The following is a 25,123-nucleotide window of genomic DNA, read 5'->3' on the forward strand; positions in this document are numbered from 1 at the left end:
TTATTTTTCTTATCACGGGCGGGCCTTCCGTTGCCTAGGGTTAGTTCATGCCTCATATTCTATACCGGCTGTCAATGCGTAAGTTCTAAGGCGTATTAAAAAGTATCGGAACTGGAGGGCGCACGCCGCCAAAATTGTGAAAGTTTTGCAGACAATTGGCGGTTAGCCTGTCAAAATCAAAAGCCTTCCCTCGAAACGATTTGTGACCTAACCCAACCTTAATATGTTATGAAACTGCAACACATCGATATGCATAACGTTATTACCGCCTTAAGCTGTGCGCTGGATTTAGTGGGCGTTGACGAAGTCAGGCACGGCAAGCGGGTAGCCATCATGGCCCGGGCTATTGCCCAACACCTGAACTGGCCGGAACTTGAGTGCCGGTCCATCCTTTACGCAGGCATGCTGCATGACTGCGGTGTTTCCAGAATCCACGAACACCACAAACTGACCGAAACACTGGAATGGGACGGCGCCGAGGAACATTGCATCCGCGGCGCCGATTATTTATCGGCCTGTTCGCCGTTGGCGCACCTGTCCGACGAAATTCGCTACCATCACACACGCTGGGAAGATTTGCTGGAGTTGCCGCTCGATCATCGCGTGCGCTTGCGTGCCAATCTGCTGTTCTTGGCGGACCGGGTCGATGTGCTGCAAGCCCCTTTCCTGAGCAGCGACCGGATACTGATCGAGTATCCCGCGCTTATTGCCCGGATCAAAACACTGTCCGGCATATTGTTCGCACCGGAGCTGGTCGATGCGTTTAGCGAAATCGCCGATGTCGAAGCGTTTTGGCTGGCAATGGAGCCGGAATACATGGATGAAGATTTACGCCGTATCGGCGACCATACTCCGACAACCCGTCTCGATATTCCGGCGCTCAAAGAACTGGCGCGGCTGTTTTCGCGAGCGGTCGACGCCAAGTCCCCGTTCACCGACGAACACTCGCAACGGGTGGCGCATATCGCCCGGCAACTGGCGATGGATTTCGGCATTGACGGCTACGAACTGGAACAAGTTGAAATCGCCGGGCTATTGCACGACGTCGGCAAACTGCGGGTATCGGAAGACATCATCGACAAACCGGGCAGCCTGACGCCCGAGGAACGAGCCACGATGCACCGCCATAGCTACGACACTTTCCGCATTCTGCAACGCGTATTTGGCGATTCAAAGATTCCGTTATGGGCAGGCTTCCACCATGAAACGCTGATCGGCGACGGCTATCCGTTTAAAAACGGCAAGCAAGACCTGGACCTGGAATGCCGCATTATTGCCGTTGCCGATATTTTCCAGGCCTTTGCTCAAAAAAGGCCTTATCGCCACACGATGAGCCTCGATTATATTCTGGACGATTTGCAGTCGCGCGTTGCCAGCGGCCGTCTCGATGGTGAAGTGGTTGCCAAACTGGAGGAAAATGCCGAGCACTATTACCGGCTGGCCGTGGGTTGAAAGTTATTGCAGGCATGAAGCGCTGGATTAAGCTAGCGAAACTGTGAAAGTATTCGTTTTAGAACAAAAGCATTCACCACGAAGGCACGAAGTACACGAAAAGTTTTATATTTATCTTCGCACCTTCGTGGTGAAAAATATTTTGTAACTATTCAACACATAGAAAAACGGAACACGGATGACGCAGATAATACGGATTTACACGGATTTTTAGTCCGAACCCGGTTTGTTTGTGTTTTTATACCCAAAGGGCATAAGTAGGGTTTGAGCAGACAAGCTGCTCAACTTTAAATCCGTATTTATCCGCTTAATCCGTGCCATCCGTGTTCTATTTGCCATATGCTGAATAGTTACAATTTTTTAGCTTAATTTGGATAATACTTTCACAATCTCTAGCACGGGCGGATCAAGCGCTCATCACGATGTATTTCACCAAGGCCTTCAATTCGGCTTTTGTCGAAGCCTGATGCGTATGAATCGCATAAACCTGACGACTGATTTCAGGATCGGCAAGATAGCGATAGCTGATGTCGGCCGCCTGTTTGGGTAAGCTATATTCGGGCATTAACGCAACGCCCATACCGGCCTTAACCATCTGTAGAATCCACTCTTCGCTATTGCTGCGGTAAGACGCGTAAAGGTTGATTTCCTGGTTCTGGCATATGCATTTCAAGTCTTCTCTTAATTCGCAGTTTAACCGGTCCAGATAAGGCTCCGCCTGTATCTCTTTCAGGCCGACTTTTTGCAATTGGCAAAAGCGGTGGCTCGGGCTGAATACGACTACGTAACGCTCTTCATACAACAAGGTCGAATGGTAGGGCGGCGCCGGTAATTGCGTCGGAGCGCTGATCACCAAGTCCAGCAATCCTGAATCCAACTGCTTTAATAAGCTCGCTTCGCTATCGACGATCAATTCCAACTCGATATTCGGATATTCTTGCTGATACCACGCCAGACAAGGGCTTAGACGTTGCGCGCCGATAGTGGTCATCAGGCCGATGCGGAAAGGAATAGTATTCAGCCGCGTGAAACGAATCGCTTCCGCTTTGGTTGCCTGAAGGTCCCGGTAAATTTTGCGCAGATTAGCTTCAACCATGCGCCCTAGCGGCGTTAACTCACAGCCGGAACGCGTTCGCGTAAACAACGCGCCGCCCATTTCCTCTTCGAGTTTCTTTATAGCCTGTGTCAAAGATGGTTGCGACACATAAGTCAGTTGCGCCGCGTGTGTGATGGTTCCCTGATCGCAGACTGCCAAAAAATAACGGATTTGTTGCATTTCCATGAGAGCTGCCTCCCGATATAGAGAAAACCTATTCTTCCATAGATAGCCGGTATTATACAAACGTTAATATTCCAATATAGGATTGCGCCCGTTTTATAAGACATATGAGAAAACTATGAAAGCGTTAAGATTGATTCTGACGTTTACCCGGCGCCTTCGCTGGAGCAGGTATCGATACCGAATGTATCGACTACGATGATTTTTTGCTTTCAATGAAATGAAATAATAGGTTTTTAGTATGACAAAGAACGGGGTTTTACGTCTATTAATCCATAGATGCCGAGTTTTAAGTTTATCTGCGTTGTTGATCGTTGTCTGGCCGCCGCTCGTAAACGCCCACCGAGGAGCGAGCGATGAAATCGATGCCTGTAATATTCTGGTAGGCCATGAGCGAGTGCATTTTACCGCCTACACGCCGGCCTTCAATAGTAAAGAGTATTGCCAGTCGATTCCGCATCTCGGTACTACAAATCTGGTATTCGATTACGACGGTAAAAGCTTGCGCAATTTAACCGTCGAATTTGAAGTCACCAAAGAACCGGAAGGATCACGCGTTTTCTATCTGGAACCGACGAAAATCAAATCCGGCACCGTAAACGGCACAGTTGACTTCAGTAAATTCGGTGCGGGTAATTATCTGGTCCATGTCGCGATCGTGCATAAAGATAAAAGCCTCGATAACCATATCCCGTTGTCGGTAGGCCTTGAACCGGAAGTATCGGGTAAATTTCCGTTAAGATTGCTATTGATCGCTTTGTTCATTGCAGCAGGCGTGTATTTTATGAAACGGATGTCCGACAAGCCTGCCGCGGGATCCGCCGATGTTTAAAGCCTATTCGGACAAACTAAAAATGACTCCGGCTATCCGAAACAACGCTTTTAAGCTACTGTTCTTGCTGCCAATCTTGATAACGTTGATCGTCTTTTTCAGCGAAAATAGTGACGAATACTCTCAAGTCGGCAGCACGTCTTATGCCGGACAAAATGAAAATCCGCAATGCGTTGCCGCTACGTTTGAAGGCGAATCCGGCGCTATCAATGGCGAGTCAACGCTCGAAGGCATCAAATACAATATCCGCACGCCGTTAAATTATAAGGCTACGATCGCGCATCCGCTGCTGGTTGTCTTCTCTCCGGCAGGCTCGAACCGGGCAAAAACCGAAAAAACGACGGCGTTGACGCTGAAGGCGACAACCGCCGGATTTATCGTCGCTTATGCCGACCATCCTGAGTTATCGCCGACCTCAACCATCGAACTCGGCACCATCCCCAGTTTAATTGCCAAGCAATGGTGTATCGATAAGGAACGTATTTTCCTTACCGGCCATTCCGACGGCGGTACTGCCGCGATGGCTTTGGCGTTTATGTCGGGCACCAAACATATACCCAAAGCGATTGCGCCCAGCGCCGCCGGGATCAATAGCCAAGATTTGCGGGACCATAAATGTCCTGACCCGATTCCTGTGATGATCATGCATAGCGTGAACGATCACTTATTCCCAAAATACGGTCAGCAGACTTCCGGGTGGTGGGCGGCATGCAATCAGTGCGAACCGATACCCGAAAAAATTGCCAACGGCTGCATGGCTTATACCGGTTGTGCTAAAGGCGTAAAAACCTGGTATTGCGAAGGCGATAAACTTCATGCGCAATGGCCGGGTATTAACGACACATTGCTGGATTTTCTGATTTCTACCGGCCGTTAGACTCATGGCCTCCCAGTTCAAATCGGTGGCTTAATAACAATAACGGGTGTTACGCAGTTGGTCGCATTAATTAAGGTGCCGCTAACGCGACGTTTATTTGAACCGGGTTCTCGCACCCGAAGGCGAGATATTTTCGCTACGAAAACCATCCTTGGTTTTCGCCCTGCGGGCCAGCCTTATCGGCTGTTCAAATTCGCTCCAGGCGAATTTGTGCTCAGCCAAAGAAAGGCGGCCCGGCGGCTCCAGTAAAAACCTGGAAGGTCTAAGCGGCAGCAGGCGGCCAATCTGCGGCTGATATTTTTCGTGCCTTTCGTGGATGGTGCGTAACATCGGATAATATAAATAATGCACACCACAAGCTGGTAATCGATTAGTCGGCAATATTGACTAATTCAAAGCAGATGAAGTTGAAAAAAAACCAACAATAACCAATATCAATAAACCTGCCAGACAAGTTTGAGGTGCGCTCATTCGGGGTGAGCTTAAAAGCCCGCCCCTTTTTTTGTCTATCCATTTCAATATTTAGCCCGTTTTCCGGCTAAAGCTGAGTTGAGCGGCTGGTCCGCTCAAACCCTACTTATGCCCTCTGGGTATAAAGCTGAGTTGAGCGGCTTGCCTGCTCGAACCCTACTTATGCCCTCTGGGTATAAATGTTATCAACCGCCCCGTCTATCTTTTAAAATTTGGTTAAAACACAACGTCCCTACGCAATTATTTTCGCTGGGGTCAAGCTTGCCGCAACAGAGTTGCTTTTTGCAGCTTTGGCGGGCACTCAAAAACGCCAACAATTTTAATCCGTCTATCGGCCGTTTTACTGTCACTATCGGATTAAATATTTTCCAAATCAATCTTAGTGTTTATGAGGATACGATTATGAATATACTGATTACCGGCGGTACCGGTTTTATCGGCAGCGCCTTGACCAAAAGCCTGGTTGAACAAGGCCATAGGGTTACAGTGCTAAGCCGCAATCCCGATAAAGTAGCAAGAATATGCGGTCCCGGTGTTGATGCATTGGGCAGTCTATCGCAACTGCAAGCCGAAGACAGTTATCAGGTCATCGTTAACCTTGCCGGAGCACCGCTGATTGACGCCCGTTGGACCGAACAGCGCAAGCAACTGATCAGGACCAGCCGTATCGACCTAACTAAGCAATTGGCCGCATCGATTGATCGAATGGCGGTTAAGCCCGAACTGTTAATCAGCGGTTCCGCCGTCGGCTATTACGGCAATCAGGGCGATACCGTGTTAACCGAACCATCGGCACCTTATGAGGATTTCTCGGCGCGGCTTTGCGCCGATTGGGAAGCCGCCGCAAAACAAGCCGAACAATCCGGCGTTAGGGTTTGCCTGATCAGGACCGGCTTGGTCATCGCCAATGGCGGCGGTTTTTTGCAACGGATGTTATTGCCGTTTCGTTTGGGATTGGGCGGGCGCTTGGGCGACGGCCGGCAATGGATGTCGTGGATTCATCGCCGCGATTGGATCAATATCGCGTTAACGATGATGACCGATCCAACGATGCAGGGCGCTTATAACGCAACCGCGCCGAATCCTGTGACCAATGCCGAATTCACCCGGATATTGGCCCAGTGCCTGAACCGCCCCGCCCTGCTGCCGGTGCCGGTCTTTTTACTCAGAATACTGCTCGGAGAAATGTCCGAGCTGATCTTGGGCAGTCAGCGCGCGATGCCGGAACGGCTGTTGTCTCAGGGGTTTAAGTTTCAATATGGCGATCTTGCCGCCGCGTTAAATGAGGCGTTGTCGCGTAAATCATAGTCCAGCCCGGCTCCGTCCAGTTCAGGCAAAAGCATCGAGCCAGCCGAATCACGGCATGTCCTCAGCGCACAAACGATAGCCTACGCCGGCTTCAGTCAGGAAATACCGGGGCCGGGCCGGATCGGACTCAATTTTGTGGCGCAATTGCGCCATATAAATTCGCAAATAATGGCTATGTTCGACGTAAGAAGCTCCCCACACCTTTTCAAGCAATTGCCTGTGCGTGACCACGAATCCCGCATTGCGTACCAGCTCCGACAGCAAACGAAACTCGATGAGCGTCAGGTGAACTTCCCGTTCACCGACAAAAACCCGGCGTTTGGTCAGCTCTACTTTCAACTCGCCGACCTGGAAATATTCTTGCGCGCCGCCGGGCAGCTTGGCGACGCGCCTGAGCAAGGCTTTGACGCGGGACATCAATTCCGCGGTGCTGAACGGTTTGGTCAGGTAATCGTCGGCGCCGTTGTCCAGCGCCTGGGTAATATCGCTTTCCTGATCGCGAGCCGAGAGCACGATGATAGGCAACTCGGACCAAGTGCGCAGACGGCGGATGACTTCCTGTCCATCAATGTCCGGCAATCCTAAGTCAAGTATAAGCAGGCCGGGCTGACGGTTGCGGGCAAAGGTCAAGCCTTCGCGCCCGCCGGCAACGGCAAGCACCTTATAATCCTGGCTTTCCAGCGTGGTAATCAGCAGCGGCCGAAGCTGCGGGTCGTCTTCAATCAGCAAAAGTAATGGGCCTGCGGTTTTCATCGTGTCAGCTTTTCTCTTCCGGATCGATAATCGGGGGCGCTTCCGACACCGGAAGATGCAGTTGAAACACCGCGCCGCCTATGCTGCGGTTGGTTGCGTGGATTTTACCGCCGTGAGCTTCGACAATAGCCCGGCAAATGGATAAACCCAAACCGACGCCGCTTTGCGCGCTTTCCGCATGGATTCGGAAAAATTTGTCGAAAATCTTTTCCTGCAAGTGTTCAGGAATGCCCAAGCCGCTATCCGCCACGGCTATCGACAGGCCGGACGGCGCGGTTTCAACCGAAATACCGATAGGCAATCCCGGCGGCGAGTATTTGTCGGCATTGTCCAGTAAATTCACTATCACTTGCTGCAACAATACCGCATCGACATAAATCAACGCCTGCCCATCTGTCATAGTTACATTGACCTGCCGGCTTTTCAGTTTTTTGTCGAGCCTTCGTAAAGCGCTGCCGACAATTTCCTCCGGCGCGTACCATTGCCGGTTGAGCACTACTTCGCCCGCCTCCAGCCGCGCCATTTCCAGGATTTTGGTGGTCAGGTCGGACATACGTTGGGCTTCCTCGCTAATCGCGCCGGCCAGTTTTCTTTTCCTGTCCTCGTCCAATTGCCCCGTATCCGTTTCCAATGTACTGGCGGCGCAGACGATAGTAGCCAGCGGCGTTCTTAAATCATGGGAAATGCTGCTGAGCAAGGAGTTACGCAAAGTTTCCGCCTGCATTTTTAAGGTTGCCTCCTTGGCTTTCTCGGCCAAGTTAGCTCTTTCAAGGGTATGGACAATCTGATTCACAAAAGTATCCAAAAGCTGGCGTTGCTCCGCGAAGAAGATCCCAGGTAAATTGATCTGCTCAAGTGCAAGCACCCCAATGGTTCCTGTTGAGCCGTTAAGAGGCACGTATATGGAAGAATCAGAAAAGGTATCAGTACCTTTATCCGCCATCTGCCCGTGATTAAATACCCATCGAGCCACGCTCAAATTGGCACCTTGCAAAGAGATATCCAAGGGCGGTTCATCGGCATAACACAACAGGCCGTTGCGATCGGGGAATAAAAACGTGTTTCGTCCGCCGAATTCGGCATAAATATGACGCACACCAATTTCGATAATTTCCGTTTCCAAGCGGGCTTCGGCCAGCTCCTTGCTCAGTCGGTAAAGGGCCGATACCCGCCGTTCCCTCTGTTCGGCCACGCGTGCCTGATGACGGACGTTTTCCGCCAACTTGCTGGTCACCGTACCGACCACCATCGTGACCGCAAGCCCGGCCAGGTTTTCCGGTTCGGCGATTGCAAACGAAAAAATCGGCGGCGCAAAGAAATAGGCGAAGGCGCCGGCGTTAGTCAATGAGGCCAGAATAGACGGCCAAAAACCGAAGCGAATGGCAACAAAAAACACTCCCAGCAGGTAGAACATCAGAATATTGCTGGTCGTAAGTATTTCTCGAAACGGCCAGTCGATTAATGTCAATAACAGCGGAATGGCGATGCCCCAAAGCCAATGTCCATGGGAAGGCGATTCGCTATGGTGATAGTCGAAAAGCTTTTCTGCCGCTTTACTGGTCGATTTCAACAGAGTCCGCTCTACAGATAAAATCACTGCGCCGCTACAAAAGCTTTACTCATGTGCTCCGTGAGCTTGCCGTCATCCTCGTAGACGAGCAGCGCCTTGAGTTGCTCAGCCTCCGCGACTCGAGCCGCTTCCTGCTCGCCCATACAAAGTAGGGCCGTATCCCAAGCGTCGGCCCAAGCCGGATCGTCGTGCATCACCGTCACCGAACGCAGATGGTGGGTTACCGGCCGTCCGGCCTTGGGGTTCAGGATATGGGAATAGGTTTGGCCGTTCTCCTCGAAGAAATGCTGGTAAGTTCCCGCGGTCATGATCGCAGTACCTTGCTGCTCCCTGACATCGATGATCTTTTCTATCTCCCTGGTTAACGGCGTCGGTGTTTGGACGGCAACCCGCCAGTCGTTACCGTTAGCCTTCCGGCCCTTAACCACCATTTCGCCGCCTATTTCCACCAGGTAATTTTCTATGCCCAATGCTTCCAGGCGCTGAGCAACTACGCCCACACTGTAGCCTTGCGCAATCGACGACAAATCGATCTTAAGCTTGGGATCTTTCTTCCTGATGCGATTGTTGACCGCATCCACCTCCAACAGCGACATACCGACATGAGGCAAAAGAGCGTCGATTTCGTTCTGGCTAGGAACCCGGTTTTCACGGCCGGAAAAGCCCCACAGATCAAACAAAGACTTCACGGTCAAATCGTAACAACCGCCCGAGCGCTCATAAACTGTCTGGGCAATAACCAGCAACTTGGCAATTTCTTGAGATACCGGCAACCAATCGCTTCTCTCCTGCCGGTTGATGCGCGAGATTTCGGAATCTTCGCGGTAATTGGACATTTGGGCGTCGATTTCAGCCAGCGTCGTCGAAACCTCTCGCCGAGCTTGCTCCAACGATGTTGATGCACCGTCCAGAACCAACTTGATGTGGTAAGTCGTGCCCTGCGCTTCTCCCGACAACTCGGATTCATCGGTGGACTTTTTGCATCCGGACAGGGCGGTTGTCATGAGTAAAAGCCCAATAAGCCAATTCATTTTCATCATATCCTCTCCAACCTTAATGCAATGATTACTTTGCGGGGATGTCAAAATTGAATGACCGCGTCCGCTCCCAATAAAACTTGGTCGGTCCGTTGCCCGCCGTCGAAAGGGGCGATTTGCGCCTGGCTCCAGTCGTAACGCAGTTCAGGGCGGATCATCAACCAGCTGTTGGGCTTCCAGTTGACTCCGGCCGTCATCGCGTAATAACTGGCGGCACCTGCCGAATAGCGGATCCCGTTGTGATCCCGGAACCATTCGCCGCGCACGCCCACTCCCCAGGTATCGGCCATTTGATAGGTCAGGTATTGGACGATGGAATACCATTCGGCATTTTGTCCTTGAGCAACGGCATTCTGCTGGGTTCCCCGATCGTGTTGGAGCACGTAATGCCATTTCCCGAGGTCTTGCTGGAGAATCGCCGAATAATACACCAGCTCGGAACGCTGGCTTTTGTAGACGTCGCCTTGCAACACCGAAAAGGAAACCGTGGTGCCGGTTTTCGCATTGGCCCAGGTCAGTCCGCTCATGTGGCTCATCGCGCCTAAATCCCGGGCGAAATTGTCGGCGCCCGTTACCGCCCCGAGATTTAGGCTCCATTGATCGTTCAGCGCATAGCTAAACAGCGCTCCGGTCGCGGTAAAAGGAGAAGACTTGAAACTGTAAGTGTGCGAGGAAAAAAAATTCGGCGTCGACGGCACCGACTCGTAACCGATGATGCCGTAAAAGTGACCGAACTTTCCGCTCACACCGTTACCGATCGGAGCAAAAACCTCCACGTAAGCCTGCGGCAGGGCGATGTCGTAAAAGCGCAGGTCGCGTTGGGTGATCAACTCCGTGTCCCAATGGCCGGTTGCCTGGGTATAGCGGGTATCCGTGCCGAACATAAAGTCGAAGCGTCCGCCGGCATCCCAACTTGGACCTTTGACGACGGCTTTTTCGATAAACAGATTCAACTGGTATAAATGAAACTCTCCGGCTCGGTCAGTCATGGACACCGGGCCGTTGCTGCGGTCATTCGGATTATCAATGTTGTGATTGATGCCGCCAGCCGCCCATCCGCCGATACTCACGCCATAAGGTTGCAGTCCGGCCCAACTCGATGCATTTTTTCCGGACAGTTCGGAAATCAACCCTGCCGGCGTATCGTCTGCAACCGCTACATGACTGAGTATCAAAACACTGCAAACACTGAATAAACACTTTCGTAGGAACATTAAAATTGGCCGCCGTTGATAAAAAAGAGCGTAACGATGCTGGCGAAAAAACCTAATAAAATAGCGGGCATCCAACGTAAATGCATGGTAAAGGTATAGCCTTCTCCCTCTTCCATGTTGCCTTTCATTAATCCCAATACATGCAGCGCCGGCGCAGAACCGATCGCCAATAAACTGCCGCCGACACCCAAGGTCAAGGTTAATAATAACCATTGTCCGGTGGACAGGCTGGGGTGCATATTTAACACGGCAAACATTAATGTGCCGTTATCAATGGACGAAGAGGACAAACCAATCAAGATATTTGCCAGGGTGGGATTGATTTCGGTAAACAAATAATGCGCCATCGCATCTAAATAACCTAAAAAGCTCAGAGCGCCGACGATCATCATCGCGCCGTAAAAAAACAATAGCGTATCCCAATCAACGCCGGCAATACACTTAAAAACGTCGAAACCTTTATTCGAATCGCTGGTTTCTTGTGTTTCAGGGATTAAAAAGTGGCTCATTTTTTCAGATTTAGTTAAATAATAGGCAAAGAATTGCAGTATCGCTAAACCCAGCATCATTCCCGCTATCGCAGGCATGTCAAGGAATACGTTCGATAAAACGGTCATGCTGAAGGTGAGGATAAATATAAAAATAACCCGCTTGCTGCCGCGTTTTAAAACAGGGGTTTCTTTAGCAAAGGCAGGCGTTTCGTTAGTAACCGCAAAGTGCATGATGGTTGCCGGTACGACAAAGTTCACTATACAAGGGATCGTTAAAGCAAAGAACTGGGTGAAATGCAGCGCGTTTTGTTGCCAAACGAAGAAGGTGGAAATGCCGCCTAAAGGACTTATCGTACCGCCTGCATTGGCGGCAACCACGGCATTCAAGCCTGCCAACCCCACAAATTTAGGGTTGTTTTTCCCTATTACCAAGATGATGTATCCCATCAACAGACCCACCGTTAAGCTGCTGATGACCAGCGACAGTAAAAAAGCCAACACACCGGTAATCCAAAATAATTGCCGATAACTGTACTGTCTATTGGCTAATACAATGCGCAAAGCGTCGAAGATGCCCCGCTCGGTCATCGCATTTAAAAAAGTCATCGATACGGTGATAAACAGAAACAACTCCGCATAAGCCGTTAAATTGCTTTGGAAAACGGCGGCGACATTTTTTGCCGTCCCATATTCCCCGCTATAAAAAACAAATATGGCCAGCCAGATTAATGCCGAACCTAACACCATGGGTTTGGCTTTACTCATTTGATGCAAGTCTTCGGTCATTGCTATGGCATAGGCAAGCACTGTGATTGCGATCCCTAAATAGCCGACGAAATGATTCTTCAAATCCAATGGTGTTGCGGCGATTATTTCTTCAGCAAAACTTGCCGTGGGAAAAAGACCAAGAAATGCTAAAACAAAAAAACAACCGATATTTCTGCATTTTTGTTCGACTCTACGATGCTTCGCAGCCTTCGAACTGATAACTAAGGTATAAAACGGAACGACCATTGATTTAAGTCCTCAAAGTGCTTTCAACAATGGCGCGATAGTAAGACTTTCGAACTTAAGATCCCGTAAAGATACAGCCACCGACGGGAAATAAATTATTTCGCATATGAATACAGATAAACCGCAACTGCTCCCTGCGTTGCTCTCGATCGCTGTTCCAGACGCGATTCTACCTCCTGCATGATCCACAGGGATGTGGTGAATGCAGAGAAATGACTGGATCATTTCCTGCCCCTGCAGTCGAAAGAAAGGCGGACGTTTCCGGCAACCGGCATTGGCGTTATGCGAAGAACAGTCCGATAGGCAGACCTTCCAGGTTTTACGACTGCCATGGATGGCGACCGAGACTGCTCCCGGCAGTCCTCGGCATTTCCTCCATNTCGCCAATCTACGGCTAATATTTTTCGTGCCTTTCGTGGACGGTGCGTAACATCCGTTATTCAAATAAAAGGCGGCGCGGCAAACGGGAACCTATCCGTACCACAACAAATTCCTACGACTCAACAAATGGCGTTTAAAAGTAGAGCTAATCTTAACTAACCGGGAATTGCTCTAGTTTCCTGTGCTTTCTTAAACCGAATCTTGCTTAGCCGGCTCTCTCGGCCATGATCGACAATCGGCGCCGGATAAGCGCAAGCACTGTGCTTCTTATCCCATTGATGAATCGCCTTGACCGGGAAAGCCTGCAATTCCGCTATCCAACGGTAAATGTAGCGGCAATCCGGGTCGAATTTAAGCTGCTGTAGCCACGGATTGAAAATCCTGAAATACGGTTGCGCATCGCAGCCGGTCGAAGCGGCCCATTGCCAGTTGCCGTTATTGACGCAAGGATCGTAGTCGACCAGATGCCGGGCGAAGTAACGCTCGCCCCAGCGCCAGTCGACATGCAGATCTTTGACCAAGAACGATGCGGCTATCATCCGCACCCGGTTATGCATGAGTCCGGTGGCGTTCAGTTCGCGCATGCCGGCGTCCACTATCGGAAAGCCGGTTTTGCCGTCGCACCAGGCTTGGAAATAATCCGGGTTGTTGTCCCATGCCAAACCGTCGAATTTTTCCAGAAAAGCTTGCCCGAAAACCCGCGGAAAGTGATAAGCGATATGAGTGAAAAAATCGCGCCAATACAGTTGCCGCAGCAGCGGATGTTCGCTGCCGAGCCGTTCGAAAATCGCATAAAACACTTCCCGAACCGAACAAGTACCGAACTTTAAATGCGCGGAAAGCCGGCTGCTCGCATTCAGCGCCGGAAAATCGCGGGTATTTTGATAATCCGCATAATCGCCAAGCCGGTCCAGTATCGCCAGCGCTTGATTACGGCCGCCTTTGACTACAGTTTTGAGGAGCGGCAAATCCAGTTGCTCGATATTGAATTCAGAAGCCACCTCCAAAAAATCAGGCTTCACCCACGCTTGTGGTAAAGACACCGGGATCTGTTTAGCGTTGTTATAAAATGCTGTGAACACTTTATAAGGCGTTTGATCGTTTTTTAACGCTTGCTCCGGCTCGTTAAGCAAAATGTCGGGCAACGTATGCAACGCAATGCCTAACTGTTTGCAAACAGTCGCCAATTCATCATCGCGGCGGCGACTGAAAGGCGTGTAATCGCGATTGATAAATACGGCTTGTATCTGTTGCTGTTCGTGCAGACGCTTTACGACCTGCTCCGGCGACGCATGATAAAGCGCCAATTTGCCTTGCAACTGTTGCTGAAGATCGCGAATAGACTCCAACATAAACTGCAAGCCCGCTTCGCTCCGGTAAGGATGCAGTTCTATCTGCCGGGGATCGAAAATAAAACAAGAAATGACTCGCCCTGAAAGCCGTATGGCTTCAAGCAGCGCGGCATTATCGTGAAGACGTAAGTCGCGCCGGAATATGAACAACGAAATGGAATATTGGCTCATTTCTCGTTCCCACGCGCCGCGTGGGAATGCAGTGCTGGACGCGTTGCGTCCCGTATACGCCAAACTCCGATCATGATTCGCGGCGCAACGCGCCCTTCGACGCTGCTCAGGACAGGCCTTGACTGCATTTCCACGGAGCCCGTGGGAACGAGAGCAGTACTTTCACAGTCTCTTGAGCCCTGCATAAAAATCATTCTATAACATGAGCCTGCTGCAATTGCGCGCGTAACGCTTCGATCCGCCTGCGGTTAACGCCGAAATCGCCGTAACCGACACGCGATGCGGAACGGATATGGATTAACTTGGCCTCCGCATCCAGTATTGCGTCGACATCGTCGACGAAACGAAATACCAGGCTGGTTGCCTCGGCATGAAGCGCGTTATCGCTTGCTTGCGTGATGACCGTGCGGCTTTGGCTGATCAACGCTTTTTTTAATGCGGCCCAAGCCTGTTCAACATCGGTGATGATTTTAAAAGGCCCAATAAAATGATCGGCGTCCGGCGCTTGGCTGGAAACGCAATTTGGGCTGCCGGGACAAGGCGGTAATTGTTTTTCCGAAGCGTGAGTTGTCTGGCTTAGCGTCATAACGATAATGTAAAAAATGGTTTTAAAAATCATCCTTGTAAATCCGTTGAAAATATCTATGATTCGATTGCGGTTAGCAAGAATTTCTTATCATCGACTGTTTAACCCAACCATGACTTTTATCGTATCTTACCTTAAGTTAAGGACAGATTGCCTTGTCTGGTAGCGATATTATTTAATCCGCTAAAAAAATCATTTATTATGAAGTAATTAATAACATCCCCTATCGAGCCATGTTGACGCCAAAAACTTCAAAGACCATAAAATCCTTTCTATTATCGACCGCAATAGCCTGTACGTTTGGCTTAACATCAACAACGGCCGAAGCTGCCGCGGCACCACTACCGCCGGCTCTTCAAGCGGCAGTACAATCGGGCAACCCTAATGCCATTTCACAGGCGATAGCGACTCTATCCGGAGGCAATCCGCAGAGATCGGCCAGTCTTGCTGACGCTGTCGTTGCCGCAGCCGAAGAAATGCTTGCCACAAACCCACAGGCGGCAGTGCTCGTAGCGAAAGCCGCGGTAGAAACCGTAAAAGCGACTCCCGTTCAGTCCAGCGCCCCAACGCAAACGCAATCGGTTTTAACGACCGCGGCCAGAATATTCATAAATCCTGCAGTCCAAAAAGTCTCTCCTGAGAGCGCCGCGCAACTTGCCTCATCGACGCTAGCAGCCGCATCCACTACCGGCAACGGTAACTTAGTAGCCAATGTAGCCAGCCAAGCTGCTGCAACGGCTGAAAAACTTTTATCGACCAATCCGGCTGCCGCTATGCAGTTAGCGTCAGCTTCGGTACAAGCGGTCAGGTCTGATTCTGTGATGAACAGCAATCCACAGGCCGTACTGCAAACTGCCGCAGCAGCTGGCAGAATTATTGTGAATCCGGAGGCTCAAAAAGCCAGCCCCTCCGCAGCAGCAAATATAAGTAGCAATCTCGCTACGATTGGATCAAATCCAGCTGTGCAGCAATCTAATCCAGCGTCCGCATTATCGGTGCTTGCAGACGCCTATACTGCGGCATCTTCCCCTACCGTATCGTCCGCAGCGCCGAACATCCAAAATCAAGTTCATTCAATTCTTGCCGAGAGCGCCAAGAACATGGCTTTGAATGCATCCGATGCTAATTGGAACACCGGAGTCAACGACATCATTAACCGTCAAAACGCAGATGCAGCCTCTCGTAAAAACAGGGAGGAAGGACAGCAACAGCAGGAACAGCAAGGCCAACAAAACCAGAACCAGCAAAACCAAAATCAGAACCAAAACCAGCAAAATCAGAACGTTCCTAGCGAGCGACAAGTACAACAAGCCGCCAGCCCAAGTTAATTTAATGCCGCAATCATTGCGTTAATGGCTATTTATACCCAAAGGGCATGAGTAGGGTTTGAGCGGGCCAACTGCTCAACTCAGCTTTATAGCCAAAGGCCATAAGTTTCGTTTGAGCGGGCCAGCCGCTCAACTCAGCTTTAAAAAGCGCTGGGCGATAAACCCAGCGCTCTAAAACATAAAGGACTTAATAGCATCCGCATAAATCAAAACGACCGGTGCCGAAAGCCCTTTTTATTACTAACCGAGTTTAATCAGGGAAAGCGGTCCAACTTCTGTCGAAGCCATCCAATTCCATATACATAAACAACATTAATGTAAAAATAACACTCCAGATATTACTCGATAATTCGGATGTTTGGTGTTCCATGATCAACTCTTATACCTCAGCAACATTAATATAAAAATAGTGCCCCAGATATCTACCAACAATTCGGCTGCATGATATTCCATAATCACTCCCTAATTTACCGGCTTCAGTAAACTCCGTTGGAAATACAAATACGGCAATCTGCGGATTTATGCCAAGACCGGTGATATAGCGTCCAATAAGTCCTTAATTCGAAAAGTCAGTAAACTAGTCATAAACCGCGAGAAACACAGAACAGATTCCCCACCGTCTCCTAGGCACATGCTCCCTGCGTTGTGTTACCTCCTTAAAACATCTACGCCGGATACTCTACCCTCCCCATCCTTGGGGGTGACTTTCTGCCTGCATCCTTGCAGGTATCCCTTTGGAGAAAGAGCAGCCACACTTGATAGACCACCCGTGTCATAGAGTAGAGAGTTCAACTCATCTGTACAATCAGTGCGATTACCTATTCCGCCTGGAAATATAAAGCTAAGTTGAGCGGCTGGTCCGCTCAAACCCTACTCATGCCCTTTGGGTATAAGACCAAAAATAATTGAAAAATCCGTTAAAGCCGATAGACTCGATAGCCCTTTCACTTACAATTCCTCAAGCCTATGAAAAAAATTCCTCTCGGCATCAGCGGTTGTTTATTAGGTCAAAATGTCCGCTTTGACGGCGGACACAAGCGGGATTCTTATATCACCGGCACACTGAGCGAATACTTCGATTTCCATCCGTTCTGCCCGGAAGTGGAAACCGGCCTGGGTACGCCCCGGCCGGCTATCCACTTGGTAAAAACCGGCAATGCAATACGCTGCGTCGGCGTCAAAGACCCGGAAATGGATGTAACAGAACGCTTACGCAGCCGCGCTGAATTTCAAAAAGACTTGCACGCCGATTTGTGCGGCTACATTTTAAAAAAGGATTCGCCCAGTTGCGGCATGGAGAGGGTTAAAGTTTATACCGACGGCCAGGCGCACAAAGAAGGCGTCGGCATTTATGCCGAAGAGCTGATGCGCAACAACCCGTTGTTGCCGGTTGAAGAAGAAGGCCGGCTTGGCGACCCCGGATTGCGCGAAAATTTTATCCAGCGCGTTTATGTTCTCTACCGCTGGAAATTAATGCTGGCGGAAGGATTGACGCCAGGCAAGCTGACTCGTTTTCATGCGCGCCATAAACTGATCATCATGAGCCATGCCGATTATAGCGAACTGGGGCAGTTATTAGCCGGCCTCACCAAAGCCAACCTTTCCGCTGTCGCAGAGCAATACGTTTTGCAACTGATGAGCACGCTAAAAAAAATCGCTACCCGTAAAAATCATGTCAACGTATTGCAGCACATCCAAGGCTATTTGAAAAAAGACTTAAGCGCCGACGATAAAACCGAGCTGTGCGAAGTCATTGAACAATACCGCAACGGCCACGTGCCGTTGATAGTGCCGTTAACGCTGCTTAAACATCATTTCCGCAAAGCGCCGGATACTTATATCGAAGAGTCCTATTACATGTCGCCTTATCCGCAAGAACTGCAACTTCTTAACCAACTATAAACATGGCAAAAATTTTAATTGTCGGCTGCGGCGCAATAGGTTCGGAACTGGCCGGGGTTTTATCGGCTCAAGGCCATGACGTGACCGGGCTAAGACGCACGCCAACTTCGGGCCTCGTCAATTATGTCGCTGCCGATATCGGCTCATCCGCCGACTTGGCGGACTTGGACGCCGACTTTGCGCAGGCGTTTTTCATTGTTTCGCCCGATCGGCGCGACGAACAAAGCTACCGCGCCGTTTACGAAACCGGCTTGAACAACCTGCTGGCGAAGTTGCCGGAAACGCAGTGGCTAATGGTTTCATCGACCAGCGTTTACGGACAAAACCAAGGCGAATGGGTCGATGAAGATTCCGCCGCGGAACCGGCCACTATCACCAGCCGCTTGATCAGGCAGGCCGAACGGCAATTGATAGCTGCGAATCCGGCTAACATCGTCGTGCGTTTTTCCGGCATTTACGGGCCGGGACGCGAATCTTTGTTAAGACAAGCGAAGCAAACGCCGGCCATACAGCAAAGCCCGCCTTATTTTACCAACCGGATACACCAGCATGATTGCGTCGGCGTTTTGTCTTTTCTATTGCAGCAGCGGTTGAGCGGCAACGCGTTAGCGCAATGCTACCTGGCCAGCGACGACGATCCGGCTCCGCTCTGGGAAGTGATGACCTGGCTCGCGGGACAACTGCATTGCCCGCCGCCAACGCTTAAAGCCGTCGCTGCCGAAGCCGGAATGAATAAGCGTTGTAATAATGCCCGATTAAAAGCCTTGGGCTACCGGTTCCGGTATCCAGGCTATAAGGACGGCTATCCGGAGTTAATCGGCGCGCAGGATGATTGATATTTTTCACCATGAAAGACACGAAAATACAGGCAGACCTTCCAGGTTTTAAAAACCTGGAAGGTCTAACCGGAAACGCCCTGAACAGGCGGTACCTATCGAAAGGATGATAATCACGCGTCGGCAAGAAATCGACAGCAAATACTTTTTTCTCGTCCCTACGCGCCGCGTGGGAACGAGAGTAAACATTGCGGGCATGTCCCGCTCCTACGGTTACATTGTGTTTGGTAACGCGAGCTGCACGAGAACGAAAAATCCCTCACCCACCCGCATACTTCGGATAATCGGTATAACCCTTTTCATCGCCGCCGTAAAAAGTATCATGGTCCGGCTTATTCAGCGGCAGGTTTTCAGCAAAGCGCTCCGGCAAATCCGGGTTAGCGATAAACAACTTACCGAACGCGACCATATCGGCATCGTTCTGCTCAATGGCCCGGTTGCCGCTGTCCAGGTCATAACCGTTATTAGCCATATAAGGACCTGCAAAACAGTTTCTTAACGCGACATAATCCACGTGCCGCTCGCCGGTCATCATGTCGCCTTCCAGCACATGCAAATAAGCCAGCCGATAGTCGGATAATTTTTTCGCGACCGCGTTAAACGTCTGCTGCGGCCGGCTGTCGCTAATATCGTTGAAGCTGTTTTCCGGCGACAGACGCACACCGACGCGATGATCGCCCCAAACCGCGATAACTTCTTCGACCACCTCAACCAACAAGCGCATCCGGTTCGTAACATCGCCGCCGTAATCGTCCTCGCGGCGATTGGTGCCGTCCCTCAAGAATTGGTCCAACAGATAACCGTTAGCGGCATGAATCTCGACGCCATCGAAACCGGCCGCTTTGGCATTTTTCGCCGCCGTTGCATAGTCGGCAACAATACCCGGCAACTCATCGAGCGTTAACGCATGCGGCGTTTCAAAATCCTTCATACCTTCGTAAGTTATAGCCTGGCCTGCGGCTTTCAGCGCAGAGGGAGCAACCGGCAACTTATGTCCGGGCTGTAGCGATGAATGCGAAATTCTACCGGTATGCCAAAGCTGGATAAAAATCCGCCCGCCTTCTGCATGCACGGCATTAGTCACGCGCTGCCAACCTTCAATCTGTAATTGGGAATGAATGCCGGGCGTTGCCGGGTAGCCGACGCCGGTCGCCGATATTTGGCTGCCCTCGCTGATAATCAAGCCGGCTCCGGCCCGCTGCCGGTAATATTCGACATTCATATCCTGGGGCACATTGCCGTCGCCCGCCCTATTCCGCGTCAGCGGCGCCATAATAATCCGGTTGGCTAGCGTCAAATTGCCCAGCACTATCGGCGAGAACAGATTATTTTTATTGCTTGTTACTGATGTCATGTACCCTCCAAATAGGTTAATCAGATGCTGCTTGTATTTTAGAACTCAACGGCAAACGCTATAGCTTGCCTTGCAAAAGCCGTTTTCTCTATATTAGATCATCAAATAATATTTACCGCATGCTTAAGCCGCGTTAAACATCGCAAGGCTGGCGCCGATGCCAACTAGAAGATTAAGCCAGCGAACCGCCGCCAAAAACAGTGTTGAAGCTGTTGATGCCGAAAATCGCACTATCGGATGCAATCGCGATTCCGGTTAGATGCACGATTACGGCATTGCCGTTCAATGTCCCGACTACGTCCACAACGCCATCGCTACCGCTCGTATTATTGACGCTAATAGCCGCACCGGCAGGGAACGCAATTTTGTCTCCGGCTGCAAAACCGGAAGCATTGTAAGTGTAAGTAGAACCGATTGTTACGTTGTAGGTGTTGTTGGCTGTACTGGCATCGCTGAAGCCCGCTGCCGCAACAGCTATCGTGGCAGCGTCCGGAATCGTGGCAGAAGTTCCGGCGCTGGCGGCAACGGTGCCGGCTACCGTGGAAGTTGCCACATTATTCACAGTTATGCCGCCTACCGTTGACAAGTCGGCAGCCGAACCGGTTATTGTAGGCATCGCGCCGCCGATGCCGGTCGTCGCGATGGTTAACGAGCCGGCACCGGCTTCAAGCGCCGTATAACCCAAATCAACCGTGAACGAGTTGTTTATAGCATTGTTTTGGATAAACAACTCATGCGGGCCGGCACCGGTAAAAGTAATTGCCGGTCCAGCCAGTGCCGACGCGGCCCGGTTTGCAACCAAGGTGTTGTACTGCTCAGCCGTTAAGGTAATGTTGGAGTTTGACGCGATAGTTTCGACGCCGATCAGCGTTGCGCCGGTAAGATTAACGGCTCCGTAAGTAATCAACGTATCGTTGCCGGCGCCGAGATTGATCGTATCGGTGACCATACGTTGCGCCGCTACGTCGTCGGCCGTACCGGCAATGTTATCAATGCCCCAGGCATTGATGCCGTTGTTTTGACCTTTAATGCTCACGCCGTTTTCGGTCACAGCGGCTGCATAATCGTTTCCGTTGTAGTTACCCAACAGCACAACTTTATCCGGGCCGGCACCGGTCACGATGGTGTTGCCGCCACGGTTCAACAGGATGTCCAGAGCCGATTTGCCGGTCAGCGCAGACGCATCCAGAGCGATGCCTCCGGTGTTCGGGTCCGAGCTATCGAGAGCGCGGATATTCAAACGCTCGATATTCGTGGTGTTATTCGATGCTTGATAGCTGTCGACCAACGCATCGACAACGGCATCGTTTAACTGAATTCGCGGGATTGGCGCTTGCAGACTGCCCCGGCTACTACTGTGCCATATATTGGTCAATTCGATAGTACCGATATTTTTGATATTCGCGAAGTCGCTTGATGAAACGTCAAACGGATTGCGCAATTCGATAACGTCTCCATTCCTACCGGAATTGTTGCTTGGGTTGTTGTCAACTGCGCCGCCGTCGATAACATGACTGCCGTTGAAGTTGCCGTTGAAGTAGGCGTTGAAGATGAAGCGGTCGTTAGTTGCCGACGCGCCTTCTTCGCCGTTGTAACTGAACTTGCTGCCGCTGGTCAGCGAACTCGCATCCACAACGATGGGCGATTCTGCCGCGCTACCTGCGGTGTCAGCCTTATTGGCCGAATCATTGGCCGTGTCGTTGTCATTGACGATAGCCAGCACGCCGGCCTTGTTATTCGCGGCAATCAGGTCATCGGTTAATATCAGGCGGTATGAACTGCCAGCACCGGCACCGATCGTACGGATAGTTTCAAAACCGGAAACGTTAGTCCATTCGGATGCGCCCAGGCCGACTACCGTCCCTAAACCGCCCTCCCCCAAATCGCCATCGATGGCCAAGGTATCGTCGCCGAAGCCGCCGGCAACGGTGTCGGAACCAGTCAAGCCCGCATGGGTATCCTGGACATTATCGAAAATCACGGTGTCGTTACCGTCACCCATCGTGATGTTTTGCGCACCGGCAGCCGAACCGGCATTGGTGCTGAAACGGGCGATAACATTAGACGCTTCATTCGACGCATCGAACGTTGCCGCAACGATTTTTACCTGATTCGCGGTCAACGACAAATCCGTAACACCTGATAATAACGTCGCCGTTGGCGTAACGCCGGCGCCGCTTGTGTCGAATACGTACAGGCCGCCGTTAGCGCCGTCCATTGCTGTATCCAAGTTCAGGAACGTATCTGCCGAATTGCCGGCCAACGTGACGGTGTTCGTTACCCCGGCGACTGTGCCCAACGCAACGGTGTTCGATTCCATATCGCCATCGAGGATAGTAATGCTTTCCGCGCTGCCCGGATTGAATATCAGGTTAAATCGCGGGTTTGCATTCGAGTGATCGGTAATCGTCAATGTATAGGTATCGGCGGCCGTGTTATTTGCCAATGCCGCATTGACGGTATTTTGCGTGATGCCATTGCTGCCGCTGTTGCTGTGCTGCACGGTAATCGCATTGGCTTGCGTTGTATTCAAACCGTTCAGGTTAAATACAACACTTGCCGCAGCCGGCGCGCCGTAGGCGGAACCCTCGTTGCGAACCAGGATGGAAGTAACATCGGGCAGCTTTTCGAACGCAATAGTCGATACGCCTGTCGTTGACTGCCGGTCTTCCAACGCTTCGATTTTGGTTATTACCGACGAACCGCTAGAAACCAGGTTGCCTTGGTTGTAAATGACCAGATTGTCTTGCCCGTCGCCTCCGGTCAGGCTGTCGCCGGCTTGGATAGCGTCGCCCAAGTAGAACGTATCGCTATTTTTGGAACCGGTTACGCTCACATCTTGCGGCACACCCGAAGTATCCGCTTTATCGGTAGTGAAGAAGCCCGCGCCCAGGTTTACCATCAATCCAGCGGAGCCGGTCAAACCGGCCGCCGTCAATGTCGCCAGACGGCCGTTTGCACCGGCAATACCGCCGCTGTAGGTAAGCGATTCGATAGCATTTATGTATAACGGTGCGGGTGTCGCGGTAGTGAGGGCGTAGTAGGTGTAAGCAACAGGCGGTTCAATAGCCAATTTATTCGACACGACAGTTGTATCTACCAGCACCAGGCTCTGGTCGCCGGTGACAGCAACCGAACCGGCAACGCCGGTATCCATCGGCAAATTTAACGTGCCGATAATGTTGAATGCACCGGTGCTGTTGATCGTCAGTTTTTCATAGCTGTTAACGCCGACGCCAAAACTGTTCGCGGCGGAAGCTCCGCCGACAGCGATATTTTCGCCGATATTAACGACGCCGACTTGAACGCTGTCAAGTCTCAAATTACCGGTATTCAAGCCTTTCAACGCACCGGCACCAAACGAAAATTCAATGCCGCCCAAGTCATTCATATTTGCGTTACTGATGCCCAAGACGGTTAAAGGAGCGTTGATGTTTTCGATATGCGCTTGGTTCGCTGTATTCGATACGCGAAAAACGTTAACCGTTGAAACGCCCGTTGCATTTTGCAAGTTAAGCGCCAAAACTGCATCGCTGGGATCGGAACCTGTAAATGCGGTATTGATAGTAGAAATGCCTGCCAGTTTTGGCGTGACGATGTTTACGCCGTTTATACCGGAGCTAGCCAGTGTAGCGTTTAATGTCGATGTGCCGGTACCGGCCAAGTTGTCTTCGTCTTGCAGCGAATTTATGCGTTTACTGCCATCGGGTGCATAGACCAGATCGGCGTTGAATATTATCTCGACCGCTTTGCTGGCCGGAACGATGTCCGTACCGTTAGTAAGCACATAGCCAATGGGATGACCATGATGAATAATACTAGTGTTTTGATTGCCAGACACTTGTGAATAAGCCACCGCATTAACTATTTTAGTATTCCATGCCGCTGCATAAGAACCGAACGTAGCATCGGAAGCCAGGTTCGCAAACAGGTTGAGTATATTGTTGATTACAGCGCCTCGCTCCGTATAAGCGACCGCATTCAACTGCTCCACGATATAATTTTGCGCCGTGGTGGCAGCAGCACTGTCGGTGATGCCCAGGTTAGTAACCAATACACTGGCAACCGTGGCAGTTGAAGCTGTACCAACGCTGTTAGTGTAAACGCCGTTCAATAGAACATCGGGGTTTGAACCGATCAAAGCCGTATAATGGGTAAAATCCGTATTGCCAAGTATTGTGTCGTAAAGCGCCTCGGCATTACGCGCAATAATTGTCTCGGGTAAAGCAGTTGTCAAACTCGCCATGATTGGCTCCTTAATTTATATTAAAAAACCTTGCCTATCTTGGGCATAGGATTGGATGTTTTCGAAACCGAGCTCTACATCGCCGGCTGACGGGGCAATGAATGCACTCAATATCAAATGAGGCGCAGGAGCAAGCTCGATAAAATTAACAAAGGCATGCTCACACAATAGCCGGAACTGTTGAAACGAGAAAAAACCCACTATGAAATTATCTGCTTCGCAATCGAAGATGCGGAACTTTGCCGATAGCCGCCAATGCGTGCGAGGCTTGCAGAGGTTAAAACTGCTTTCAGATGTGTATTAATCTCCGATTGTCAGCCGCTATCGCAACTGTTCCAGTCCGTTAGGAACACATTATAAGTGTCTAGCTATTGATGACAACCTTTCACCAAAACCCAATCATGACATTCTATAAACAAGTTAATGAGTTGCGGCTTATCCTTCTGACGTTACGCCTATGGATGATAAAAAAAAAGCGAAGTCCACGAAAAGCACAAACATAGTGAAACCAAATCGTTCCCACGTTCTTGTACTCATTGTTATAGACAACTATCCCTGACCTAACGCTAGGCAGACCTTCCAGATTTTAGAAACCTGGAAGGTCTAACCGGCAACGTTCCGAACAGGCGGAACCTTTAAAGCTGAGTTGAGCAGCTCGTCCGCTCAAAC

At 50.7% G+C, this 25,123-nt stretch carries 19 protein-coding genes; 7 read left to right on the plus strand and 12 right to left on the minus strand.

Annotated elements, in window-relative coordinates; translation table 11 throughout:
* Positions 1 to 228: 228 nt before the first annotated feature.
* Positions 229 to 1,452: an HD-GYP domain-containing protein gene (locus EKO24_RS04380; protein WP_127028284.1), complete on the plus strand. Its 1,224-nt coding sequence runs from the start codon at positions 229 to 231 to the stop codon at positions 1,450 to 1,452.
* A gap of 406 nt (positions 1,453 to 1,858) precedes the next feature.
* Here EKO24_RS04380 and EKO24_RS04385 read toward each other — a convergent pair whose 3' ends face one another.
* Positions 1,859 to 2,734 (minus strand): LysR family transcriptional regulator, encoded by an 876-nt coding sequence (locus tag EKO24_RS04385; protein ID WP_127028285.1) that lies wholly within the window; start codon positions 2,732 to 2,734, stop codon positions 1,859 to 1,861.
* A 238-nt stretch (positions 2,735 to 2,972) separates the two neighbouring features.
* On the opposite strand from EKO24_RS04385, the gene EKO24_RS04390 reads away from it, so the two are divergent.
* Together EKO24_RS04390 and EKO24_RS04395 are read left to right on the plus strand one after the other, a co-directional pair.
* The gene (locus EKO24_RS04390; protein WP_127028286.1) at positions 2,973 to 3,563 is read left to right on the plus strand and encodes a hypothetical protein; all 591 of its coding nucleotides are present in this window, start codon (positions 2,973 to 2,975) and stop codon (positions 3,561 to 3,563) included.
* Complete coding sequence (locus EKO24_RS04395; protein WP_127028287.1) at positions 3,556 to 4,440, plus strand: alpha/beta hydrolase family protein; 885 nt, start codon at positions 3,556 to 3,558, stop codon at positions 4,438 to 4,440. Before EKO24_RS04390 ends, EKO24_RS04395 begins: the two co-directional genes overlap by 8 nt.
* 93 nt (positions 4,441 to 4,533) lie before the next feature.
* On the opposite strand, the gene EKO24_RS04400 is transcribed toward EKO24_RS04395, so the two are convergent.
* Positions 4,534 to 4,770, minus strand: coding sequence for a hypothetical protein (locus tag EKO24_RS04400; protein WP_127028288.1), 237 nt, complete (start codon positions 4,768 to 4,770; stop codon positions 4,534 to 4,536).
* 543 nt (positions 4,771 to 5,313) lie between these two features.
* Here EKO24_RS04400 and EKO24_RS04405 point away from each other — a divergent pair.
* Positions 5,314 to 6,219 carry a TIGR01777 family oxidoreductase gene (locus EKO24_RS04405; protein ID WP_127028289.1) on the plus strand — a complete coding sequence of 302 codons (906 nt, stop codon included), beginning with the start codon at positions 5,314 to 5,316 and terminating at the stop codon, positions 6,217 to 6,219.
* A 48-nt stretch (positions 6,220 to 6,267) separates the two neighbouring features.
* On the opposite strand, the gene EKO24_RS04410 is transcribed toward EKO24_RS04405, so the two are convergent.
* The 8 genes from EKO24_RS04410 to EKO24_RS04445 form a co-directional block, all read right to left on the minus strand.
* A complete protein-coding gene (locus EKO24_RS04410; protein WP_127028290.1) occupies positions 6,268 to 6,972 on the minus strand; it encodes a response regulator in 705 nt (234 codons plus the stop codon).
* Between the two features lie 4 nt (positions 6,973 to 6,976).
* The gene (locus tag EKO24_RS04415) at positions 6,977 to 8,542 is read right to left on the minus strand and encodes a DUF4118 domain-containing protein (protein ID WP_241674394.1); all 1,566 of its coding nucleotides are present in this window, start codon (positions 8,540 to 8,542) and stop codon (positions 6,977 to 6,979) included.
* A gap of 23 nt (positions 8,543 to 8,565) precedes the next feature.
* Positions 8,566 to 9,546 (minus strand): FAD:protein FMN transferase, encoded by a 981-nt coding sequence (locus tag EKO24_RS04420; protein WP_241674395.1) that lies wholly within the window; start codon positions 9,544 to 9,546, stop codon positions 8,566 to 8,568.
* Between the two features lie 77 nt (positions 9,547 to 9,623).
* Entirely contained in the window at positions 9,624 to 10,793 is a 1,170-nt protein-coding gene (locus EKO24_RS04425) for a porin (protein ID WP_127028293.1), read from the minus strand.
* Positions 10,793 to 12,298, minus strand: a complete 1,506-nt coding sequence (gene nhaD, locus EKO24_RS04430) for a sodium:proton antiporter NhaD (RefSeq protein ID WP_127028294.1) — start codon at positions 12,296 to 12,298, stop codon at positions 10,793 to 10,795. Before nhaD ends, EKO24_RS04425 begins: the two co-directional genes overlap by 1 nt.
* Before the next feature lie 536 nt (positions 12,299 to 12,834).
* Positions 12,835 to 14,202: a cryptochrome/photolyase family protein gene (locus EKO24_RS04435; RefSeq protein ID WP_127028296.1), complete on the minus strand. Its 1,368-nt coding sequence runs from the start codon at positions 14,200 to 14,202 to the stop codon at positions 12,835 to 12,837.
* Between the two features lie 190 nt (positions 14,203 to 14,392).
* Entirely contained in the window at positions 14,393 to 14,821 is a 429-nt protein-coding gene (locus EKO24_RS04440; protein WP_127028297.1) for a DUF1499 domain-containing protein, read from the minus strand.
* 517 nt (positions 14,822 to 15,338) lie between these two features.
* On the minus strand, positions 15,339 to 15,620 hold the full coding sequence (locus EKO24_RS04445) for a hypothetical protein (protein ID WP_127028298.1): 282 nt from the start codon (positions 15,618 to 15,620) through the stop codon (positions 15,339 to 15,341).
* Here EKO24_RS04445 and EKO24_RS04450 point away from each other — a divergent pair.
* The 3 genes from EKO24_RS04450 to EKO24_RS04460 all read left to right on the plus strand — a co-directional run bounded on the left by EKO24_RS04450 (position 15,610) and on the right by EKO24_RS04460 (position 18,854).
* Entirely contained in the window at positions 15,610 to 16,116 is a 507-nt protein-coding gene (locus tag EKO24_RS04450) for a hypothetical protein (protein ID WP_127028299.1), read from the plus strand. The genes EKO24_RS04445 and EKO24_RS04450 overlap by 11 nt on opposite strands.
* 966 nt (positions 16,117 to 17,082) lie before the next feature.
* Positions 17,083 to 18,018: a YbgA family protein gene (locus tag EKO24_RS04455; protein WP_127028300.1), complete on the plus strand. Its 936-nt coding sequence runs from the start codon at positions 17,083 to 17,085 to the stop codon at positions 18,016 to 18,018.
* Positions 18,019 to 18,020: 2 nt separating this feature from the next.
* A complete protein-coding gene (locus EKO24_RS04460) occupies positions 18,021 to 18,854 on the plus strand; it encodes an SDR family oxidoreductase (protein ID WP_127028301.1) in 834 nt (277 codons plus the stop codon).
* Positions 18,855 to 19,113: 259 nt separating this feature from the next.
* On the opposite strand, the gene EKO24_RS04465 is transcribed toward EKO24_RS04460, so the two are convergent.
* Entirely contained in the window at positions 19,114 to 20,208 is a 1,095-nt protein-coding gene (locus EKO24_RS04465) for an alkene reductase (protein WP_127028302.1), read from the minus strand.
* 172 nt (positions 20,209 to 20,380) lie between these two features.
* Positions 20,381 to 24,454, minus strand: coding sequence for a beta strand repeat-containing protein (locus tag EKO24_RS04470; RefSeq protein ID WP_127028303.1), 4,074 nt, complete (start codon positions 24,452 to 24,454; stop codon positions 20,381 to 20,383).
* Positions 24,455 to 25,123 lie beyond the last annotated feature (669 nt).

The sequence above is a fragment of the Candidatus Methylobacter oryzae genome (assembly GCF_003994235.2).
In the GTDB taxonomy this organism is placed as follows: domain Bacteria; phylum Pseudomonadota; class Gammaproteobacteria; order Methylococcales; family Methylomonadaceae; genus Methylobacter_A; species Methylobacter_A oryzae.

Bases quoted from the DNA above. Each gene is read 5' to 3' on its own strand.
- EKO24_RS04380 (WP_127028284.1), top strand. From the start codon at position 229: ATGAAACTGCAACACATCGATATGCATAACGTTATTACCGCCTTAAGC.
- EKO24_RS04385 (WP_127028285.1), bottom strand. From the start codon at position 2,734: ATGGAAATGCAACAAATCCGTTATTTTTTGGCAGTCTGCGATCAGGGA.
- EKO24_RS04390 (WP_127028286.1), top strand. From the start codon at position 2,973: ATGACAAAGAACGGGGTTTTACGTCTATTAATCCATAGATGCCGAGTT.
- EKO24_RS04395 (WP_127028287.1), top strand. From the start codon at position 3,556: ATGTTTAAAGCCTATTCGGACAAACTAAAAATGACTCCGGCTATCCGA.
- EKO24_RS04400 (WP_127028288.1), bottom strand. From the start codon at position 4,770: ATGTTACGCACCATCCACGAAAGGCACGAAAAATATCAGCCGCAGATT.
- EKO24_RS04405 (WP_127028289.1), top strand. From the start codon at position 5,314: ATGAATATACTGATTACCGGCGGTACCGGTTTTATCGGCAGCGCCTTG.
- EKO24_RS04410 (WP_127028290.1), bottom strand. From the start codon at position 6,972: ATGAAAACCGCAGGCCCATTACTTTTGCTGATTGAAGACGACCCGCAG.
- EKO24_RS04420 (WP_241674395.1), bottom strand. From the start codon at position 9,546: ATGACAACCGCCCTGTCCGGATGCAAAAAGTCCACCGATGAATCCGAG.
- EKO24_RS04425 (WP_127028293.1), bottom strand. From the start codon at position 10,793: ATGTTCCTACGAAAGTGTTTATTCAGTGTTTGCAGTGTTTTGATACTC.
- nhaD (WP_127028294.1), bottom strand. From the start codon at position 12,298: ATGGTCGTTCCGTTTTATACCTTAGTTATCAGTTCGAAGGCTGCGAAG.
- EKO24_RS04435 (WP_127028296.1), bottom strand. From the start codon at position 14,202: ATGAGCCAATATTCCATTTCGTTGTTCATATTCCGGCGCGACTTACGT.
- EKO24_RS04440 (WP_127028297.1), bottom strand. From the start codon at position 14,821: ATGATTTTTAAAACCATTTTTTACATTATCGTTATGACGCTAAGCCAG.
- EKO24_RS04450 (WP_127028299.1), top strand. From the start codon at position 15,610: ATGAACAGCAATCCACAGGCCGTACTGCAAACTGCCGCAGCAGCTGGC.
- EKO24_RS04455 (WP_127028300.1), top strand. From the start codon at position 17,083: ATGAAAAAAATTCCTCTCGGCATCAGCGGTTGTTTATTAGGTCAAAAT.
- EKO24_RS04460 (WP_127028301.1), top strand. From the start codon at position 18,021: ATGGCAAAAATTTTAATTGTCGGCTGCGGCGCAATAGGTTCGGAACTG.
- EKO24_RS04465 (WP_127028302.1), bottom strand. From the start codon at position 20,208: ATGACATCAGTAACAAGCAATAAAAATAATCTGTTCTCGCCGATAGTG.
- EKO24_RS04470 (WP_127028303.1), bottom strand. From the start codon at position 24,454: ATGGCGAGTTTGACAACTGCTTTACCCGAGACAATTATTGCGCGTAAT.